Source organism: Desulfobacula sp., from assembly GCF_030611305.1.
In the GTDB taxonomy this organism is placed as follows: domain Bacteria; phylum Desulfobacterota; class Desulfobacteria; order Desulfobacterales; family Desulfobacteraceae; genus Desulfobacula.
Genome location: NZ_JAUWQB010000063.1, coordinates 1 through 20,630, shown reverse-complemented (window position 1 = coordinate 20,630; position 20,630 = coordinate 1). Strand labels below are relative to the sequence as shown.

Annotated in this window: 21 protein-coding genes; 12 read left to right on the top strand and 9 right to left on the bottom strand. The window is 41.1% G+C overall.

What is annotated here, in order from left to right:
* A partial coding sequence (locus QAI40_RS12220; protein ID WP_299982562.1) for a DEAD/DEAH box helicase occupies nt 1-994 on the bottom strand: 994 nt, incomplete at its 3' end.
* A gap of 207 nt (nt 995-1,201) precedes the next feature.
* On the opposite strand from QAI40_RS12220, the gene QAI40_RS12215 reads away from it, so the two are divergent.
* From QAI40_RS12215 to QAI40_RS12185, 7 genes are all read left to right on the top strand, one after another.
* Nucleotides 1,202-2,122, top strand: a complete 921-nt coding sequence (locus QAI40_RS12215) for a ketopantoate reductase family protein (protein WP_299982565.1) — start codon at nt 1,202-1,204, stop codon at nt 2,120-2,122.
* 22 nt (nt 2,123-2,144) lie between these two features.
* Nucleotides 2,145-2,939, top strand: a complete 795-nt coding sequence (locus QAI40_RS12210; RefSeq protein ID WP_299982568.1) for a nitrilase-related carbon-nitrogen hydrolase — start codon at nt 2,145-2,147, stop codon at nt 2,937-2,939.
* Nucleotides 2,940-3,295: 356 nt separating this feature from the next.
* A complete protein-coding gene (trpE, locus tag QAI40_RS12205; protein WP_299982571.1) occupies nt 3,296-4,786 on the top strand; it encodes an anthranilate synthase component I in 1,491 nt (496 codons plus the stop codon).
* Entirely contained in the window at nt 4,787-5,356 is a 570-nt protein-coding gene (locus QAI40_RS12200) for an anthranilate synthase component II (protein WP_299982574.1), read from the top strand.
* Nucleotides 5,357-5,360: 4 nt separating this feature from the next.
* A complete protein-coding gene (trpD, locus tag QAI40_RS12195) occupies nt 5,361-6,380 on the top strand; it encodes an anthranilate phosphoribosyltransferase (protein ID WP_299982577.1) in 1,020 nt (339 codons plus the stop codon).
* Complete coding sequence (gene trpC, locus QAI40_RS12190) at nt 6,373-7,179, top strand: indole-3-glycerol phosphate synthase TrpC (protein WP_299982580.1); 807 nt, start codon at nt 6,373-6,375, stop codon at nt 7,177-7,179. The genes trpD and trpC overlap by 8 nt, the downstream gene beginning before the upstream one ends.
* A gap of 7 nt (nt 7,180-7,186) precedes the next feature.
* Nucleotides 7,187-7,834 carry a phosphoribosylanthranilate isomerase gene (locus tag QAI40_RS12185; protein WP_299982583.1) on the top strand — a complete coding sequence of 216 codons (648 nt, stop codon included), beginning with the start codon at nt 7,187-7,189 and terminating at the stop codon, nt 7,832-7,834.
* Nucleotides 7,835-7,864: 30 nt separating this feature from the next.
* Here the strand turns inward: QAI40_RS12185 and QAI40_RS12180 are convergent, their stop codons facing one another.
* From QAI40_RS12180 to QAI40_RS12160, 5 genes are read right to left on the bottom strand one after another with little or no spacing between them, the layout of a single operon-like run.
* Nucleotides 7,865-8,527, bottom strand: coding sequence for a LysM peptidoglycan-binding domain-containing protein (locus tag QAI40_RS12180; RefSeq protein ID WP_299982586.1), 663 nt, complete (start codon nt 8,525-8,527; stop codon nt 7,865-7,867).
* Nucleotides 8,524-8,961 carry a MauE/DoxX family redox-associated membrane protein gene (locus QAI40_RS12175; RefSeq protein WP_299982589.1) on the bottom strand — a complete coding sequence of 146 codons (438 nt, stop codon included), beginning with the start codon at nt 8,959-8,961 and terminating at the stop codon, nt 8,524-8,526. Before QAI40_RS12175 ends, QAI40_RS12180 begins: the two co-directional genes overlap by 4 nt.
* Nucleotides 8,951-9,454, bottom strand: coding sequence for a rhodanese-like domain-containing protein (locus QAI40_RS12170; protein ID WP_299982592.1), 504 nt, complete (start codon nt 9,452-9,454; stop codon nt 8,951-8,953). The genes QAI40_RS12175 and QAI40_RS12170 overlap by 11 nt, the downstream gene beginning before the upstream one ends.
* Nucleotides 9,451-9,732 (bottom strand): hypothetical protein, encoded by a 282-nt coding sequence (locus tag QAI40_RS12165; protein WP_304511649.1) that lies wholly within the window; start codon nt 9,730-9,732, stop codon nt 9,451-9,453. Before QAI40_RS12165 ends, QAI40_RS12170 begins: the two co-directional genes overlap by 4 nt.
* Nucleotides 9,729-10,031 carry an FtsB family cell division protein gene (locus tag QAI40_RS12160; protein WP_299982598.1) on the bottom strand — a complete coding sequence of 101 codons (303 nt, stop codon included), beginning with the start codon at nt 10,029-10,031 and terminating at the stop codon, nt 9,729-9,731. The genes QAI40_RS12165 and QAI40_RS12160 overlap by 4 nt, the downstream gene beginning before the upstream one ends.
* A 545-nt stretch (nt 10,032-10,576) precedes the next feature.
* On the opposite strand from QAI40_RS12160, the gene rpsT reads away from it, so the two are divergent.
* The gene (gene rpsT / locus QAI40_RS12155) at nt 10,577-10,831 is read left to right on the top strand and encodes a 30S ribosomal protein S20 (protein ID WP_299982601.1); all 255 of its coding nucleotides are present in this window, start codon (nt 10,577-10,579) and stop codon (nt 10,829-10,831) included.
* Between the two features lie 89 nt (nt 10,832-10,920).
* Here rpsT and lptE read toward each other — a convergent pair whose 3' ends face one another.
* Both lptE and leuS read right to left on the bottom strand, forming a co-directional pair.
* Entirely contained in the window at nt 10,921-11,436 is a 516-nt protein-coding gene (gene lptE / locus QAI40_RS12150; protein ID WP_299982604.1) for an LptE family protein, read from the bottom strand.
* 1 nt (nt 11,437) lies between these two features.
* Nucleotides 11,438-14,044 (bottom strand): leucine--tRNA ligase, encoded by a 2,607-nt coding sequence (leuS, locus tag QAI40_RS12145; RefSeq protein ID WP_299982607.1) that lies wholly within the window; start codon nt 14,042-14,044, stop codon nt 11,438-11,440.
* Between the two features lie 272 nt (nt 14,045-14,316).
* Between leuS and QAI40_RS12140 the strand changes: the two genes are divergently transcribed.
* Together QAI40_RS12140 and QAI40_RS12135 are read left to right on the top strand one after the other, a co-directional pair.
* The gene (locus tag QAI40_RS12140) at nt 14,317-15,660 is read left to right on the top strand and encodes a sigma-54 interaction domain-containing protein (protein ID WP_304511648.1); all 1,344 of its coding nucleotides are present in this window, start codon (nt 14,317-14,319) and stop codon (nt 15,658-15,660) included.
* Between the two features lie 203 nt (nt 15,661-15,863).
* A complete protein-coding gene (locus tag QAI40_RS12135; RefSeq protein ID WP_299982610.1) occupies nt 15,864-16,247 on the top strand; it encodes a NifB/NifX family molybdenum-iron cluster-binding protein in 384 nt (127 codons plus the stop codon).
* Between the two features lie 55 nt (nt 16,248-16,302).
* Here the strand turns inward: QAI40_RS12135 and QAI40_RS12130 are convergent, their stop codons facing one another.
* Nucleotides 16,303-16,989, bottom strand: coding sequence for a cytochrome c3 family protein (locus QAI40_RS12130; RefSeq protein WP_299982613.1), 687 nt, complete (start codon nt 16,987-16,989; stop codon nt 16,303-16,305).
* Between the two features lie 166 nt (nt 16,990-17,155).
* On the opposite strand from QAI40_RS12130, the gene QAI40_RS12125 reads away from it, so the two are divergent.
* Nucleotides 17,156-19,081 (top strand): GAF domain-containing sensor histidine kinase, encoded by a 1,926-nt coding sequence (locus QAI40_RS12125; protein WP_299982615.1) that lies wholly within the window; start codon nt 17,156-17,158, stop codon nt 19,079-19,081.
* A gap of 240 nt (nt 19,082-19,321) precedes the next feature.
* Nucleotides 19,322-20,554 (top strand): phosphate/phosphite/phosphonate ABC transporter substrate-binding protein, encoded by a 1,233-nt coding sequence (locus tag QAI40_RS12120; RefSeq protein ID WP_299982618.1) that lies wholly within the window; start codon nt 19,322-19,324, stop codon nt 20,552-20,554.
* Nucleotides 20,555-20,630: the final 76 nt, after the last annotated feature.

The window sequence follows — 20,630 nt, the reverse complement described above, 5'->3', positions numbered from 1 at the left end:
GGCCAATGCGGTGAATATAATCCTCAGGCACCCCCGGCATATCATAATTGACCACATGGGGCAGATTGCTGATATCAAGCCCCCTTGCAGCCACATCTGTTGCCACGAGGATGCGGATCTCACCATTCTTGAATTCTTTGAGCGTCCGTGTTCTGAGTGACTGACTCTTATTGCCATGCAGGGCTGCTGCACTGATCCCCTTTGCAGCCAGTTTTTCCGTAAGCTTGTTTGCTCCGTGTTTTGTGCGGACAAAGACCAGGGCCTGGGCCCAGCGATCCTGGGTAATCAAATGAATGAGCAGAGCGCGTTTGTTTGACCGATCCACCAGGTGTACCTTCTGGAGAATGGACTCTGCGGCCTTTTTGCCGGGTGTCACCTCAATATATTCCGGTTCCTTGAGCATAATTTTGGCAAGATCCCGAATCTGCTGGGTATAGGTGGCGGAAAAAAGCATGGTTTTACGAACAGCCGGAACCAGGTCAAGAACCTCGGAGATCTCCTCACTGAATCCCAGATCCAGCATTCTATCTGCCTCGTCAAAAATCAGAAATTCTATCTGGGAAAGATTCAGATCCCTGTGGCCAGCAAGATCCAGAAGCCTTCCCGGTGTGGCCACAAGGATATCGATGCCACGCCTGAGCCGATCGATTTGTGGACCGATGTTAACCCCGCCGTAAACCACGGTACACCGAATGGATACCCGCCTTCCATAAGCCTTTATGCTCTCTCCCACCTGGTGTGCAAGTTCCCGGGTGGGGGCCAGAACAAGCGCCCGGGGGTGTTGTCTTTTTACCTTCCGATGGCTCAAAATGTCAACCAGGGGCAGAGCAAATGCATCTGTTTTCCCCGTTCCTGTCTGGGCCCGGGCCAGAACGTCTTGTCCATTAAGAATCACGGGAATGACCCGGGTCTGGATTGGGGTGGGTGTGGTGTATCCCTTGGATTTAACGGCTTTAAGCAGTTCTATCCGAAGGCCAAGTTCATCAAATGTCATATGCTATCCTGAATTTTCTCTTAAGATTAAAGTTCCAGCAACACCCGGACTTATATCATAATTATAAGAAAATGTCCCATAACTTCCACGCCCTGCCAGACAATCAGGTTGATTATAGATGAATAATCTGAATGAATGTGTTATGGACTGATTTGGTCATAGCTGCCCTTTTGCTTTTGTTATAGTGATAAAAAAAAGGAATAATCAATGCAAGAAATTCAAAAAATAGCAATCCTTGGAGCCGGGGCAATGGGTTCTTATTTCGCCGGCAGATTTTTCGATACAGCTGGTTTTTCAACGGTATTGATTGCTAAAGGCAACCGTTTAGACAAGCTCAAAACCAAAGGCTTAGTCATCAATGAAAAATCTTATGCAATCCCGGCCATCCACCCTGATGAGGCTACTTCGACTGTCGATCTCATTATTGTGGCACTGAAACATCATCATCTCAAAGAAGCAGTTCAAGGTTTGGAAAAACTTGTAAGTGATTCAACCACCATTATGTCTGTCATGAATGGCCTTGAGAGTGAAGAATATATCGGTTCCATCTATGGTATGGACAAGATGCTGTATACTATTTCTGTTGCAATAGATGCTGTACGTCATGGCAACCAGACAACTTATACCAAGCCAGGGAAACATTACTTTGGTGAAGCTGTCAATACCCGTTTCAGCCAGCGGGTTCTCCGCGTCCAAAAAGCATTTGACAGGGCAGGAATCGTTTATGAAATACCGGAAGATATGATCCGGATGATATGGTGGAAGTTCATGATCAATGTTGGGATGAACCAGGCATCAGCTGTGATGCGAGCTCCGTATGGAGTTTTCCAGACATCCCCGTATGCCCGGGGTTTAATGGAAGCCTTGATGAAAGAAGTAATTGCATTGACAGATGTTATGGGTGTTAACCTGACAAACCGGGATATAGAAGAATGGTATCAATTTCTAAATGTTTTATCGCCACAGGGAACAACGTCAATGCTTCAGGATATTGAGGCGGGACGTAAAACCGAAGTTGAGATTTTTGGAGGAAAAGTAGTTGAATTAGGCAATACTCATGGTGTGAAAACACCGGCGAATCAAACCGTGCTCCAAATTATTCAGGTATTAGAGCAGTATCCAGAATGAAATTGATGATGGGAGGAATAAAATGCGAATAGGATATTACCAATACTGCCCCGAATTTGGTGCTCCCGCACAAAATTTGGAAAAGGTGCAAGACACACTTGCAGGAATTAATGCGGACATTATTGTCCTCCCTGAACTGGCATTTACAGGATACTTTTTCGAGGATCGAAAAGAGCTTAAAAATCTGGCAGAAGACGTATCTGACTCTCAGACTGTAATCAGGTTGTCGAAATTTTGTCGAGACAATGATTTCCACCTGGTTGTAGGATTTGCCGAACGACAGAAAGACAAACTCTATAACAGTGCACTTGTGATTGGGCCATCGGGACTTATTCATACCTACCGGAAACTTCATCTTTTCAATACTGAAAAAGAGTACTTTGATCCCGGAGACACCCCGCTTGGAACCGTTAAAATCCGGGGAGCCAAAATAGGAATAATGATCTGTTTCGACTGGGCATTTCCAGAGGTGGCTCGAGTACTTGCACTGCAAGGGGCAGACGTGATTTGTCACCCCGCAAACTTAGTACTTACACATTGCCAGAAAGCCATGCTTACTCGTTCTCTTGAAAACTCGGTCTATTCTATAACGGCAAACAGAACGGGAAAAGAGATTCGCCCCCGCGGAGAACTCTCGTTCACAGGCAATAGTCAAATTGTCGGGCCAAAGGGAGATATTATGGCACGGTCCAGTTCCGAAGAAGATAAGGTTGTTGTGCAGGAAATCGACCTGGCAATTGCCAGAGACAAATCAATCACTGAAAACAACGATTTGTTCGACGACAGAAGGCCTGAGTTTTATAATTCCCTTGTCTAATAACAGTGAAAAGAAACTTATCAAAAGGCTTAAATTGATACCTTAGAAGGGCTGGACAAATTTGTTTCTATTTATAGAAACATTTTCCTTGACATAAAATAAAATCCTGGTTATTTTATCCCGAAATAAAAGAATATAAATGATATGAAAAAAAATATTTTAAATATTAAGGGTAAAGTTAATCGGTGGTGGCAAGCCTGGATATGGTCCATGCTGCCGTCAGAATAGTCGTTCAAAAAAATAAAAAAGAACCAGGGGCTGCGGCAGCAAAACAATGTCGCAGCCTTTTGTTTTTAAAAGGCTGCATCTTAATAATAAATAACTGCAAGCCTTTTTTTATGTTTAAGGAAACAAAAATGATTTTAAAACAATTTCCTGAAAAACAAGCGTTTTTAACACTTGCTAAAAACTGCAATGTCATTCCTGTCTGCACTCAGATTCTTGCAGATATGGAAACACCCGTTTCCATTTTACAAAAATTTTTCAGCAAGGGAAAAGAATGTTTTTTACTGGAAAGTGTCGAAGGCGGTGAAAGATGGGCCCGGTACAGTTTTTTGGGAGTATCTGCGTTCGGCACCATTAAAATTTTCTCGCAGAATGTTGAGATACAAACAAAAAACGAAACAAAAAAAATTGCTCACAACAATGATCCTCTGGACGTGATCAGGACGATTTCCAAAGAGTTCATCCCTGCCAAAATCCCTGAATTACCCAGGTTCTGGAGTGGATTTACCGGATATTTCACCTATGAAATGGTCTCATTTTTTGAAGACATTCCGGTTTCATTGCCGGAAGATACACCTTATGCCCATTTTATCATACCTGATGAAATGATCATTTTTGATAATATAAAGCAGACCTTGACCTGTCTTAAAATATGTTACCTCAATGATTGCGATAATCACGAGACCGTATTTGAACAGGCTCAAAATGATCTTGACCAGATGCTTGAAACCATTGCCACCCCTTTTATGCAAACAAAGCAGTTTCAATCTTCTGAAGTTCAACTTGAATCTGAAACAAAACCCCGGGATTATATGAAAGGCGTGGAAAAGATCAAAGAGCATATTGTTGAAGGAGATGTTTTTCAGGCTGTCTATTCCCAGGCCTTCTCGTGTCGTGCAAATGTTGATCCGATCCTGATTTACCGTGCCCAGCGGTATATTAATCCTTCTCCCTACATGTTTTTTATGAATTTTAAGGATATGATCATTGCAGGCTCTTCACCCGAAACCATGGTCAGGCTTGAAAATGACATCGCTACTGTAAGGCCCATTGCCGGTACAAGGCCCCGGGGAAAAACAGAACAGGAAGACCGGAAACTTGCAGATGAGCTCTTAAATGATGAAAAGGAAAAAGCCGAACATGTCATGCTCATTGATCTTGGCAGGAATGATTTAGGCCGTGTGGCTGAATCCGGAACCGTCCAGGTCACCGATATCATGGTGATTGAGCGGTACTCCCATGTCATGCATCTGGTATCCAATATCACCTGCGACATGAAAAAAGGAGTTGATGCCTATGATTTATTCAAAGCCACCTTCCCGGCCGGTACATTGTCCGGTGCCCCCAAAATCCGGGCCATGGAAATCATATCCGAACTTGAGAATACTCCCAGAAGGGTTTATGGTGGGGCGGCAGGTTATATTTCCTTTACCGGAAACATGGATTTTGCCATAACTATTAGAACAGCGGTCATGGAAAATGATAAACTGACGGTTCAGGCCGGGGCCGGGATTGTATATGATTCTGACCCCGAAAAAGAATTGCTGGAATGTCAAAACAAGGCAAAAAGTGTAGAGATGGCGTTAAAGCTTGCTCTTGGCAATAATAGCGGAGGCAGATAAATGTTAGTTGCAGTGATAGATAATTATGATTCGTTTACCTTTAACCTAGTTCATTATATCCTTCATACGGGTGTGGATGTAGAAGTTTTTAGAAATGATAAGATATCCATTGATGATCTTAAGGCGTTGGACTTAAGCGCCATTGTCATCTCCCCGGGGCCCGGCCGTCCTGAAGATGCCGGTATTTCTCTCAATGTTGTCAAACATTTTTCAGGACATGTTCCTATTCTTGGTGTTTGTCTTGGACACCAGGTTATTGCCCAGAGTTTTGGTGGGACAATCATCCATGCCAGGCAGATCATGCATGGAAAAACATCCGTGATCACCTCTGACGGGAAACATATTTATTCCGGCATCAACAAACCCTTTACCGTCATGCGGTATCATTCCCTGGCGATTTCCCAAGAAAACCTTCCCGACTGCCTGACCATTACCGCCAGGACTGAAGATGGTGAAATTATGGGGATCCGACATAAAGAGCATCCAACCCAGGGTGTCCAGTTTCACCCTGAATCCTTTATGACTAGTCTGGGGAAAAGGCTGATCAGAAATTTCATTAAAGGAGCATAAGACCGTGACGTTTACAGAAAATTTAAAAAAAATCATAGCCCAACAGGATCTTGACCAGGACAGCAGTGCGTCTATGCTCATGGATATCTTTTCAGGGAATATTACTGAAGCCCAGATCGGGGCATTCATGGCTGCACTTGCAACCAAAGGAGAAACATTTGAAGAACTTGCAGGCGCTGCCAGGGCCATGAGACGCAAGGCAATAAGGATTCAGACCCTATCTAAAAAGGTCATTGATATCGTTGGAACCGGCGGGGATGCATCCGGATCATTCAATATCTCCACAACCACGGCTATTGTTGTGGCAGGTGCCGGTGTGACGGTTGCCAAACACGGGAACAGGCGTATTTCAAGCAAATGCGGCAGCGCTGATGTTTTGGAAGAACTCGGCGTGAATTTGAATGCGGATCCTGAAATCGTTGAGGAAGCCATTAATGAGATTGGTATCGGATTCATGTTTGCCCCCATGTATCACGGTTCCATGAAATATGCCGGTAAAGCAAGACAGGACTGCGGAATCAGAAGTATCTTTAATATGCTGGGCCCCTTGACCAACCCCGCTGCTGCCAGTTGCCAGCTTCTGGGTGTCTATGCTCCCCAGTTGACAGAAATGTTTGCCCGGGCACTGAAGCTTTTGGGTGTCAATAAAGCATTTGTGGTTCACGGGCATGACGGTATGGATGAAATCACTACTACGGCACCGACAAGGGTGTCTAAGCTCAGTAACAAGAATATCCGGTCCTATGATCTTGACCCTCTTGATTTTTTTGAAGACTATGCTGATCCCCATGATCTTAAAGGCGGTGATATTAAAATAAATGCAGATATCACACTTTCCATATTAAAAGGAGAAAAAGGCCCTAAGCGAGATATTGTCATTCTAAACTCAGGTGTTGCCCTGGTTGCCGCAGAAATAGCGGATACTATAAAAAACGGGATTACCTTGGCGGAACAATCTATTGATTCGGGAAAAGCCATAGAAAAACTTGAACTGCTTGCACAATATACCAGGGAGAATGGCTGATATGGGAGTTGAAGGCTTTTTAAAAGAGGTACTGGAAATAAAATCCCTGGAAGTATCAAAAAACAAATTCCATATACCGCTGAACACCATTCGAAGGGAAGCAGAGGACACGGCACATGGGCCAAGTTTTTTAACAGCCATGGAAAAAAGCAGTTCCGATGACATTGGTATTATTGCAGAAGTGAAAAAGGCCTCTCCTTCCAAGGGTGATATCAGGCCTGACCTTGATCCGGCACTTTATGCGCAAAAATATACCAAAGCGTGTGCCCGTGCCATTTCCGTTTTGACGGAATCACAATATTTTAAAGGCAGTTTAAAAGATCTTGAAATAGTGTGTGCCAACACCAACCTTCCGGTTCTAAGAAAAGATTTTACCATCAGTTCCTACCAAATTTATGAGGCAAAAAAAGCCGGGGCGTCTTCCATTCTGCTGATCACAACCATCCTGTCCAAAGACCAGCTCAAGGATTACATCAACCTTGCACGGGAACTTGGCATGGAGCCGCTTGTCGAAATCACTTCGGAAAAAGAGTTTGAAACAGCTTATGATTGTGAGGCAAAAGTAGTGGATATGAACAATCGCAACCTTCAAACACTTGAAACCGATCTTAGCGTCTCCAAAAGGATTGCAGCGATTCTTCCCGACGGTATTATTCCCGTGGAGGCCAGCGGCATCTCATCCTTTACAGACATACAAAAAGGCCTCTCATCCAGTATCTTCAACTTCCTTGTGGGTGAAAGCATTGTAAGGGCAAAAGATACGGAATCGTTTATTAAGGAACTCAGAAATATTAAGTGACCCTTCTATGATCAAAAAACCTCTTCAAAAAACACCCTGGATAAAAATATGCGGACTTACTGACCCTGAAAATGCCCTTGAATGCGCCAACCTGGGAGCAGATGCCATAGGACTGGTCTTTTTTGAAAAAAGTCCCAGAAATGTTTCAATACAAAGGGCTGCACAAATTTCAAACGCTCTGCCTGATCATATCCTCACCATTGGTGTGTTTGTGGATGAATCCTATGACGGCATCATGGAGAAAGTCAATCAATGCGCTTTAAAGGGAGTACAGCTTCATGGGAATGAACCCCCTGACCTTGTCAACCGCCTGTTAGAAAAAAAACTTCTGATCCTTAAAGCGCTTTTTGCGACAAAAGAACCCTTTCTGACACAGGCACCCAGATACAAAAACGCTTCTTTTTTTCTGGTTGAATATGGAAAGGGAACCCTTCCCGGCGGAAATGCAGAATCCTGGAATTATGAGCTGTCCCTGCAATTAAAATGCAAAACACCTGTTGTCCTGGCAGGAGGACTTCATCCCGGCAACATCTGCCAGGCCATTAAGGCTGCGAAACCTTCTGCTGTGGATGTCTCTTCCGGTGTTGAAAAAAGCTATGGTATAAAAGATTTAAATAAGGTTGAATCTTTTATCACCCGTGTCAAAAGCAGATAAAGCAATTGCCTCTATCTGATTGTTGAAATACTACCGGACAATGATCTTATTCCCCGGGTAAATTTTTGCATCGGCGGACAGATTATTGAGTTTCAGCAGGCCTGCAATACTGGTATTATATTTTTTACTGATACTGTACAGGGTTTCCCCCTTTTGCACCGTATGAAACATGGAAACTTTTTTTTCTTTTTTTAAGGCTTTTTTTATCGGTGTTAAAAGCTTTGGCTCAGGTTTTGGTGTCACCACTGTTGCGGCAGGCTTATTTTTAAACAGAGAAATGCTGTTTTCGATTTTCCCCATTCTTTCTATTAAAGCGTCAAATTTAACTGAAAATGCCGTTTCAAGCCGTGTCACACGCTCCTTTATGGGATCAATGCCCGGCATACCTTTTTCTGTATTGTCCCTTGCTGATCCGGAAGACATTTCCTTAAGCTGAAGCGCCTGTTCTATTTTTTCTATTCTCTTTTCAAGATCAGTAAAAGATGTACTTAAAACGATTTTTTGAACAGGTTCGACTTTAGGATCTGAAGATCTGAAAAAGAGAAAAAATATGATAATGGTCAACAGCAGGGCTCCTAAAATAATCAGGGTGAATTCATTTTTGTTTAGAAGGGCGGCACCAATTGTCTTTTGTCCATTAATATTGGTTTTTGTTGTCGGTGTTTTTGATTCGGGGTTACCTTTAGGTTTCATCGCAACACTCCTGTTTTAGTTTTCATCCACAGATAAATCCCTGATAAAAGCAACAAGAGATCTCTGATCAATAAATAAATATTTGATATGGTCTGGGGTTGGCTTGAGAACGAAAAACAGCCGCAATCAAACTGATGTCCGCGTAAAAGATTAAATCCGATCATAAGAATAAAGCCCAAAAGCATTGTATTAATCAATAAAAGCGATGATCTGGACAAAATATTAAAAATCAGGCAGAACCCTGCAATAAGTTCGATAAATGGAATGGAGATGGCCAGAATGTTGATACTGCCGCCTGGAAAAATCGCATATCCATATAGAATTTTAGCAAACCCCGCAGGGTCTGCAATTTTATGATAACCGGCATAGATAAACGTAATACCAAGAATCAGTTTAATCAAAAAAAGGATGATCGCATTAGTATTATTTTTCATTTTTTTCTATATCATAGCCCATTTCCTGCCACTGCCTGAAACCTCCCGGATAGACCTTGACATTAGTAAAGCTCATGCCATTTAAATTTGTCGCAAAATTATGACTGTCCATACACTCAAAACTGGAACAATAAATCAGGAGAGGAGAGTGTTGATCTGTCATTTCTAACAGCTTACCGATGACAATGTCAAACTCCATTAATGGAAAGGACAATGCTCCCGGCAGGTGCCCTTCTTCGTAAAATTCGAAAGGTCTGACATCCAGAACCATCCTCTCTTTTTTCTGAATAATCCGCTGTATAATTTCAGGGTTGTTTATCTCAATTGAAGCATTCACCGGGTCTGTCTTTGAAATAGCATTAACAACTCCATTTGATGTCTGCCACTGGCCAAACAGTGCAATGCCGGATGGAGAAAAATGATTATAAAAAAAGGCTGTTACCAAAGCAAAAAAAATAAGGAAAAAAGTGCCTTTTATCTCTTTTAGGATCATTGTTCCAATCGTCGTGATTTTATTTTTTTAAAATTATCAAGCCGTTGTTTCAAAACCATCAACATCAACCATTTTTCAAAAAGCCTGGATATGTTTTCTTCAGAATGAATTTTCCGGCCTTTATCTTCCATCCTTTTTTCCATGCGCTTTAAACCGGCTTTGATCTCATTCGAAGTTTCCTTTGTGTCCAGAAAAGAATAAATTTCAAAGGCATCTTTGTAATAGCCCTGACTTTCATAAATTTTCGCAAGTTCGAGCGTTTTTAACTCCTGACTCATGGTGTATTCCTTCTATTATCTGACTTGTCTTTGAAAATGAGCTCATCTTCTTCAGCCATATCATGTTCATGCTTTGCCACATGCTTGATATAATTCATATCGGTTTTTAAACTTTTGACTTCATTTTCAAGTTTTTGATTTGCAAGCTCAACCATCCGGGCCTGCTCTAAAATAACGACTTCCTTTCCCTTTAATATTTTATAATCTAAAACACCGTTTGTTGAAAAAACAATAAGAAATAATAATACGATGATAATAAATATTGAAACATAAAAACCGGTTTTTTCGACCATTTTCATGATTTTTTCTGTATCATTCCCTTTTTCAACAATTTTAATTCAGGGCTTGAAATCAGGATATTCACGCCCAAATAAAAAACCAATCCAAAACAGATGCAACCCACCACCCCTGTTCCAAACCAAAACGGATTACCCTCCTTCACCAAGATAAACGCCGCCGCCTGTTTAACAAGAAAAAACATTATAACAGATAAAAAAAGTGATCTGCAAGCAGAAACAATAATCTCAAATTTATCAATATTCACGGCTCCTGGGATGTTGATAAACAAATATATAAACCCTGCCATGGCAGATATGAAAACGGACAAAACAAACCCCTTAAGCCCAAAACTGTCGATAAACAAAGAACATAAAAGGCGATGAGTGCATCCCTGACAACTCCAAGAACACGACTGCTAAAAGTTAAAATGCTGATCAATGCCGGATTTTTTAATATCTTTCCCACAATTTTTCCTTGACAAAAACTGACAAATCATATAATTTTACGAATTTGAAATATGGCAAAATTTTAAATTTAATACACTTAAACAAGGAGCAAGACCAAGTTGGCTAACCATAAATCTGCAAAAAAACGTGCGAAACAGAGCCAGGTAAGACGGCTTAGAAACAGATCTGTAAAAACCACTCTTAAAAATTTGGAAAAAAGTGTTTATGCTGCAAAAGAAGAGGGTAGTGACAATAAAGATGAACTCATGAGAAAAACTCAATCTGCAATTCACAAAGCCGCTAAAAAGGGCGTTATCCATAAAAAGACTGCTTCCAGAAAAATTTCAAGACTATTCAAATTCATGAATGCATAGCATTCGCGGATTTTTTTATTTTTGTTCAACCAGCTAAAGACAGGGTTTGCATTTATTAAGATGTAAATCCTGTCTTTACTATTTTCATTCTAAAAATTGGTCATCATTCTACTGATTAATTTTTCAGCACTTCTTATGGCTATTTTATCGACAGCCTCTCTTTTGTTGCTTTCATCAGTGATCTTATCTTCAGACACAGAGTATTCTTCGTTTGATGTAAAATCCTTGACAGACCAGATCACGTCTCCATCCTTGTTTGTAAGTTTCAGATCAACTGTAGCTGCAACCCTTCTTTCTATCACAGATTCCGTAGTTGAACGTGACAGGGTAGCGAAGGTGATCGCTTTGATTGTTCCTTCAAAAACAGCTGTTGCCCGGGATTCATCTACAACTTTTGTGTCGGTCTTTTGAAGAATTTCTTGTATCAGAGCATTGGTAAATGCGATGCCTGCTCCTGTTTCAGAACTTTTATTCTCCAAAACTTTCACAGCGACACGCGTCACATCGTTATTAATATATCCGCCGCCCTCAAACTGGTAACCGCAGGATGAAAAAAATGCAAGTACAACCACATAAACACATAAGACCCATTTTAAATTTTTCATATTAAACCACAATATTTATAAGTGTTTGTTTTTTTCTGATAATAATAACCTTTTTGGGTTCTTTATCACCCATATGTTTTTTGATCTTTTCATCAGCCAGTGCTGTTTCTTTGATCTCAGTCTCTTCACTGTCTGCATTGATTGTAAATTTTGATCGAAGCTTCCCGTTTACCTGGACCACAACAAGAACATCATCTGTTTTTAGAGAATCCTTTCTGTAGTCAGGCCAGGGTTGCTCTATGATTGATCCGTTCTTACCTAATCTTTTAAAAAGCTCTTCACAAAAATGCGGGATAATTGGAGACAACAATAACAGGGTGCTTTCAAGACTGAACAGGATCACTTTTTTCAATTCCGTGTCTGCAGAATCAAGATCAATTGTATACAAGACATTTACGAGTTCCATTACAGCAGAAATGGCCGTATTAAAATGAAAGCTTTTATCAATATCATCCGTGACCTTTTGTATGGTCTGATTTGCCTTGATATAGAGATCTTTTGCCTGTGCTGATGACAGGTCGGAGGCTGCGCCGGTAAAGGGCTCCTCGGATCCTTCAATCTTTTCCATGCATTCCATGGCAAGGCGCCACACCCTGTTTACAAATCTATTGCTGCCTTCAACCCCATCCTCACTCCATTCAAGATCTCTTTCAGGGGGAGCTGCAAACAGGCAGAACAACCGGGTCACATCAGCACCATATTTTTCAAGCAGCTCTTTGGGATCGACCACATTTTTCTTGGATTTGGACATCTTAATGACCCGGCCCACCTCCACATCACTATTGCATTTTGTGCACACAAGCTTTCCTTCAGCCTTTTTGACCGCTTCTTCGGGATAGAGATATCCATGGTCGGGACACGTCATGGTCTCCTTGCAGACCATACCCTGAGTAAGCAGCCGTGTGAACGGTTCTTTAAAATCAATCATTCCAAGGGTATTTAATACCCGCATAAAATACCTTGAATATAATAAGTGAAGTACCGCGTGTTCTACGCCACCAATGTACTGATCCACGGGAGCCCAGTATTTTACGGCCTCAGGGTCAAACATACCGTCTTCATATCTTGGTGAACAATATCTCAAATAATACCATGAAGATTCTACAAAGGTATCCATGGTATCGGTATCTCTTTTTGCATCCAGTCTGCCGCATTCAGGACAGGTGGCCTTTGCAAAAAAATCAAGGGTCGGCAAGGGAGAGCCCCCCTTTTCAAGAAGATTTACATCTTCAGGAAGCTTTATGGGAAGATCAGCTTCAGGGACAGGGACCACACCGCAATCCGGGCAGTGAATAACAGGAATCGGCGCTCCCCAGTATCGTTGTCTTGAGATTCCCCAGTCTCTTAATCTATAGGAAACAGTCTTCTTTCCCCTGCCCTTTTTTTCCAGCCAGTCTGTCATTATATCCATGGCTTTTTTGCTGTCCAACCCATTAAATTCACCGGAATTCACCATAACCCCCTCACCGGTGTAAGCTTCTTCCATGGTGTTTCCGTTGAAATTCTCCCCTTCCGGCTGCACCACCACCCTGATGTCAAGCCCATATTTTTTAGCAAACTCAAAATCCCGCTGATCACCGGCCGGTACGGACATAATGGCACCGGTTCCATATTCCATTAAAACAAAATTGGCTGTATAAACCGGAATCTTCTCCAGGGTTGCCGGATTAATGCAAAAGGCACCTGTGAAGACCCCTTCTTTTTCATATTTTTCTATCCCTTCGGCAGATCTTTCCTGGCTGGATATCTTTTGAACAAAGGCCGAGACTTCGTCTTCTTTTTGTGTCCCCTTTGAAAGGCTTTCAACCAGAGGATGTTCCGGGGCAAGGCACATAAAGGTTGCACCAAAAACCGTATCCGGTCTTGTGGTGAAAACCTCAATATCTTCATTTCTGCCATGGATTTTAAATTTTAATTCAGATCCAACACTCCTGCCGATCCAATTTTTCTGCATGACAGTTACTTTATCAGGCCATCCAGGCAGTTTATCACAATGAACCAGAAGATCTTCGGCATAATCTGTAATTTTAAAAAACCATTGCCACAGCTTTTTTTGCTGAACCGTCTGGGAGCATCTCCAGCATTTATCCTGCTCAACCTGCTCATTGGCAAGAACAGTCTGGCATTTCTCACACCAGTTTACATAGGATTCCTTTCTATAGGCCATTCCTTTTTCCAGCATTTTAAGAAAAAGCCACTGCTCCCATTTATAATATTTCGGGTGGCAGGTTGCTATTTCACGGTCCCAGTCATATGAGAACCCCATTTTTTTAAGCTGCTCCCGCATGGCCTTGATATTATCATATGTCCAGGCAGCAGGATGGGTATTATTAGCAATGGCTGCATTTTCAGCAGGCATGCCAAAAGCATCCCACCCCATGGGATGAATAACATTAAAGCCTTTCATCCGTTTATATCTGACAACCACATCACCAATGGTATAATTACGCACATGACCGATATGTATTTTACCGGAAGGGTAAGGAAACATCTCTAACAGATAATATTTTTCTTTTGATGAATCTTCATTGACTTTGAAAAGCTGATGTTTATTCCAGTATGCCTGCCACTCAGGTTCTACCAATTCAGGATGATACCGCTGATCCATTACACTTACTCCTTGTGAAAACTTCCTATATACATTGAATTACCATTTCTTTATTTGAATTTTTATAGATGCCACAATCAAACGTAAATAGCAAGAAAATCAAAAGGATTCTTGCCTTTTGATTTTTGTTATTTCTCGAAAATCTTTGAAAAAAAGGAAAGCCATTCTCTGGACCAAAGGATAATTGATGTTCAGTCACATAATGGTTGCAAAATTGCAACCATTTGGTTTAAAATAATGACAAACAAGATAAAAAACACTGGACTAAAAAAATGATAAAGAAAAAAATGCTCGGACCGCTTACTGAGGATACCACCAAGATCATTCTTGAAAGCATATCAGATGGTGTTTTTACAATAGATTATAATTGGGAAATCACATCTTTTAACCGGGCAGCAGAGGCGATAACCGGCATTTCACGTAAAGATGCCATTGGTCGGCATTGCTGGGAAGTCTTTCGTTCCAATATGTGTGAAGAAGACTGTGCACTCAAAAGAACCATGGAAGAAGGCAGGCCTTTCATCAACTCGTCCGGATATATTATTAACAGTGAAAAGAAAAAAACACCCATCACCGCATCCACTTCTCTTTTGATCGATAAAAACGGGGACGTTATCGGCGGGATTGAAACTTTCAGAGATCACTCTCTTGTTGAGCAGCTCAGAAAAGAGCTCTCCACAAAATTTAAAGTGGAAGATATTATCAGCAGCAGTAATGCCATGAAAAAGATCTTTAATATCCTGCCCCAGGTATCTGACAGCGATTCTTCAGTTCTGATTGAGGGAGAAACCGGCACGGGAAAAGAATTGCTTGCACGGGCCCTCCATAATATGAGCCACAGAAAAAAAAAGCCGTTTATTGCCATAAACTGCGGCGCACTTCCTGATACACTTCTGGAATCCGAACTGTTTGGGTATAAAAAGGGCGCCTTTACCAATGCCATGAAGGACAAACCCGGCCAATTTGCCCTTGCCGATGGCGGCATTATTTTTCTTGATGAAATCGGAGATACGAGTCCGGCTTTTCAGGTCAGCCTTCTTCGGGTTCTTCAGGAACATGAATTCACCCCCCTTGGTGCCCTGGCTCAGGAGAAAACCAACATACGAATTATTGCAGCAACCAACAAAGAGCTTTCTGACCTTGTCTCACAAAACCGATTCAGACAGGATCTCTATTACCGGATTAATGTTATCCGGCTTTCCTTGCCACCGCTAAGACATAGAATGGAAGATATTCCCCTTCTTGTGGATCGATTTATCCAGAAAATGAATATCCGCCAGGGAAAATTTATCCAGGGAATAGATAAAAAAGTCCTTCAGGCATTTATGTCCCATGAGTTTCCAGGCAATATCCGGGAACTTGAAAATATTATTGAACATGCATTTGTCCTCTGCTCCGAAGGCTACATAAAGCTGCATCATTTACCCGGATTTTTATCCCTGCCATCCAATATCAATGAAGAGATAGATAGCGATCCTGTTAAATCAGCACAAACCAAAGTCATTACCGATGCCCTGGCACGCAATAATTATAACCGCAGTGCTGCAGCTAAAGATCTGGGTATCCATAAAAGCACCCTTTTCAGAAGGATTAAGAAACTGGGAATGACCTTATAAGAACCCCCTCTTTTTTATTGCAACGCTTGCAATGGGAATCGTCTTACTTTTGCGACCTTTTTCATGATCCCGATTAAACCATCTGAGTTCCTTTTTTGACTTAACCACTTAATATTTAAAGATATCTGATTAATTCAACCAAATTTTTTCATTCAGGCACATGCTTTGCAATTCCATGAAGTCGGAACAAATGGAGGATATCATTGAAAATAGCCATAACAGTTTGGGGTAACAGGATTTCTCCTGTTTTTGATGCTGCCAGCACACTTTTTGTAGCACACATTGAGAACCAGATGATTGTCAAAAAAAGTTATGCGTCCTTTAATCCTGCAATGCCTTCCGATCTTATAAAACTGCTAAAAAAAATGCAGGTTTCCGTTCTGATATGCGGTGCCATCTCTACGAAACCCGCCGATTCAATAGTTGAGAGCGATATTAAACTCATCTCATTTGTTACCGGGAATGCATTAAAACTTCTTGACAATTTTGCCCACAAACAAACCATTGAAAAAACTTTTATGATGCCTGGATGCAGCAAACAATACTGCTGGCGCGACAAGCCCCAAAAAAGTCCTTCCGATATCTGATCCATACAAAACTTTGCCCGTTTGCCTGACAATTCGGCTGATTCTACGGTATTTCTTATTTCTTTGGATGACAATTAGTGCAGGATGCCGGTGCCGGCACCTTGCCCTTGGGATCACCTTTTTCCTTGTTGTAATCCTTGTGGCAATCAATGCAATTGGCATGGAGAGCTTCAAAATGGTACTTGGCTATTTTTTCTTTTTTCCCAAGTTTTTCACCCTTTGGTTTTTCTGTCTCTTTATGGCACTCAATACATCCTTTGGGATTATCATTAATAGTTAAATCCAGCGGTTTCCCTGTTTCATCATGGTGGCATCTGCCACAGGCAATTAAATATTCTTCCACATGCTTTTTATGGGTAAATTGTACAATCCCTTTTTTATGAATTTTATATAGGGGATTCTCCATTGAAATCACATCTATTTGCAGTATTTTTTCCCCATTCCCTGTTGCGGGTTTAACCTTTTGCGCCTCAACTTTGGTTTCCTGTAAGAGAGCCGATGATTCCTCAGATGGTGCATTGATTGTATCTGATTTAACTTCCTCGGGCTGAACTGTTTCCTCGGGCTGAACTGTTTCCTCTTCATCTTTTTGAGTCTGATGAATTTTGGTTTGCGCTTTTTTTGATATTTTATGTTCGAGCATTAAAGTATCAGTTGACGGGACCGAACAATAGCTCAAGAAAAAAATGAGCATTAAAATGATGATGAAAATAATGTGTTGTCCGTATGATTCGCTGTCCATTGTTCCCTCCTTTTTGCCGGTACAAAAACTTTTGTTCAAAGAATGCCTTTACCTTGAAATCATTAAAAAATCAAATAAATTTTTCTTTACAGCACCGGCAGCAATTGGTAATCAAAGCTATCTATGCCATTTTTTGTTAATATTTCTAACCTTACCTGGGAATGCTATGGTTCGAAAACCCACATATAAAGAATTAGAGCTCAGGATAAAAGACCTGGAAAGGGAAGTCCTGAAAGTCGAAGAAGCCGAACAGATCAACCGGACAGCAAGTAGAAACCATAAAAGATTTTTAAAATTCCTGCCCTATCCCGTCCTTGTCAGAGATGCAAAGGAGCTGATTACCTATTTGAACCCAGCGTTTACCAAAACCTTTGGCTGGACTTTAAAAGAGTTGAAAGGAAAAAAAGGGGAGCAATATGTCCCTCATTCCCTTAGAGATGAACTGATCGACAGGATTAAAATCCTGCCTATCCAAAAAAACGTCCTGCGACTAAATACCAAGCGGCTTACAAAAGATGGAAAAATTTTGGATGTGATAATTCGAATTGGCGTGGACAAGGATCAGAATAACAATCCTGAAGGGATAATTATTGTCCTCAGGGATGTGACCATGGAAAACCGGATCAAACGCAATCGCGGCGCTATGAACCGGATCAGCCAGGCTCTACCCCGATACCCCGACTTAAGAAAACTCCTTTTTTATATAAACACTGAAATCAAAGAACTTATTGGTACTGAAAGCGCCAATACAATTTTACTGGATAAGGATCAAAAGGAATTCTATTTTTTAAGTGCCGTCCACGATGATCCGATTACACGGGAACGTATTGAGAAAGCCCGTTTTTCACTGGATGAACTCCTGTCCGGTCAGGTGGTAAAGACCGGCAATTCCATGATTGTCAATGACCTTTCCGATGACCAGAACCAGTATCAATCAAGGGATCTGAAAATCGGGTATAAAATTAAGAATGTAGCATTGGTTCCTTTAAGGAATAAAGATCGCATTATTGGCATACTGGCAGCAGATAATAAAAAAATAGGGGATTTTGATGATACAGACCTTGAAACCTTGAACACTCTTGCAGCTACCGTTGCGCTTTCAATTGAAAATGCCGGAGTATCAAGGGAATTGAGAAAAGCTTATGAAGAGTTAAAGAGTCTGAACCGTGCGAAAGATAAAATGATCAGCCATTTGTCCCATGAACTGAAAACTCCTGTGGCAATTCTTTTAAGCTCTTTTAAGATTCTTTCAAAAAAACTGACGGATCTTCCCGAAGAAACATGGCGGCCAACTTTTGAAAGAATACAAAGGAACCTGGATCGTATTATCGGGATTGAAGGTGAAGTTTATGATATTGTTGAAAAGAAAGAAGTCTTTCATCATAAATTCTTTTCCCTTATTCTTGAACAATGCCAGGATGAATTCGAAGCCCTTATTGCAGAGGAAACCGGAGAAAAAGGGGTCATTACCAAAGTAAGGCGGAAGATTGAAGACATTTTCAGTCCCCGTGATCCTGTTTTCCAAAATATTTTTTTAAATCAGTTTGTTGAAAAAAGAATCAACGCCATTAAGCCTGATATGGTCCATAGAAATATCTCCCTGATTACCCGCCTTAAAGCCTCTTCCTCGATTTGGATTCCTGCTGAACCGTTAAGAAAAACCGTGGATGGCCTTATTCGGAATGCCATTGAAAACACACCGGATGGAGGAAAAATAGAGGTCTTTACTCATCAAAAAGATAATGGAGTAGAGTTTATGGTAAAAGATCATGGGATCGGACTTACCCGGGAAGCTCAAAAAAGAATTTTTGAAGGTTTTTTTTCCACCCAGGAGACAATGAATTATTCATCAAAACGGCCCTTTGATTTTAATGCGGGAGGAAAAGGAGCTGATCTTCTGCGAATGAAAATATTTTCAGAAAGATATAATTTTAAAATCTCCATGACATCGAAACGATGCCGGCGTATTCCCAAAAACAAGGATGCATGTCCAGGTTCAATACAAGACTGCAAAAAAATTGCCGGGCCTGCATGTGATGGTATGACGATTGTAACCTGCTTTTTTCCTTTTCATGAAAAGATTATCAAATAACACCCTGTAAAAGGCTGACACCGAGGAAGAAACAGGGGATGTTTTTACCAGCACACTGGAAAAACTAAAAAACGTATTGATTAACAAACAGATAGTCAAGTTAACAAATTTGGTTGATTTGATTATGCCTTTTTTCATAATAGAATCGTTTTTTGAAAATTTATTTACTTTGTATCACAATGTACGATACGATACTTTTTATTAAAGTGATCATATCATAGACTTTTACCGGATAAAATCATGAAAAATTTTATCATATTAAAAAGCAAAAAAGTTATTTTTTCTTTCATCGCCATCTTTCTGGTGACTGGTGCTATAGCTGGTGCTGCATTGGCTGAGGATTCGGTAATAAAAATCGGAGTATTGGCAAAAAGAGGGCCTGAGCGCTGTATAGAAAAATGGTCTCCAACTGTTGAATCTTTGACCGAAAATATTCCTGGAAAAACTTTTACAATAGTACCCCTTGCCTTTGATCAAATTTACACTGTTGTTAAAAATGATGAAGTTGATTTCATCATGGCTAACTCGTCATTGTATGTTGAGTTAGAAAATTATTACGGGATCAGCCGCATTGCTACATTAAAAAATAATGTGCTTGGTAAAATTAACACAAAATTCGGAGGTGTTGTTTTCTGCAAAAAACAGCGCAACGATATCCGTCAATACCGTGATTTGAAAGACAAAACCTTTATGGCAGTCGAAGAGACATCCTTTGGCGGCTGGAGAACGGCCTGGCGGGAATTAAAAGAAGCCGGAATCGATCCTTTTAAAGACTTTGCTTCCTTTAGTTTTGGCGGAACCCATGATGCCGTCGTTTATGCTGTTCGAGATGGAAAAGTCGATGCCGGAACAGTGCGGACTGACACGCTTGAGCGTATGGACGCAGAAGGAAAGATTCGCATGGATGACTTTTATGTTATTCATGAACATGGCGGGGAAAATGTACATTTGCCTTTTATGCATTCCACGCGAGAGTATCCGGAATGGCCCATGGCAAAACTTCAACTCACCTCTAATGAATTGGCTGAAAAGGTTAGTGCTGCATTGATAGGTGTGCCTGAAAATTCTGCTGCCGCACAAGCTGCAAATTGTGGCGGATGGACAATTCCACTGAACTACCAGTCTGTGCATGACTGCCTGAAAGAATTGAAAGTCGGCCCTTATAAAGACCTTGGGAAAATAACGCTGACAGATGTTTTTAAAAAATACTGGATCTTGATATTAATTAATTTTGCCACGCTTGTGCTTCTGGCCTGGTTTCTCGGCTCTCGCATAAAACTCAACCGAATGGTTAGGGCTGCGAGTAAGGCGTTGGAAATAGAGGTTGATGAAAGGATACTGACCGGGAAGTTGCTTCAAAAAGAGAGAGATAGGGCTCTGGCATATCTTGACATTGCCGGTGTGATCATTGTTGCTCTCAACAGAGATCAGTCAATAGCTGTTATAAACAACTGGATATTTGCCATAAGGTGAGAGCAAATCATAACAACCCTGTGGATGACATGAGTTATTGCAGCGTCGTTTAAATAAAAGTGGTGAGATATGAGTT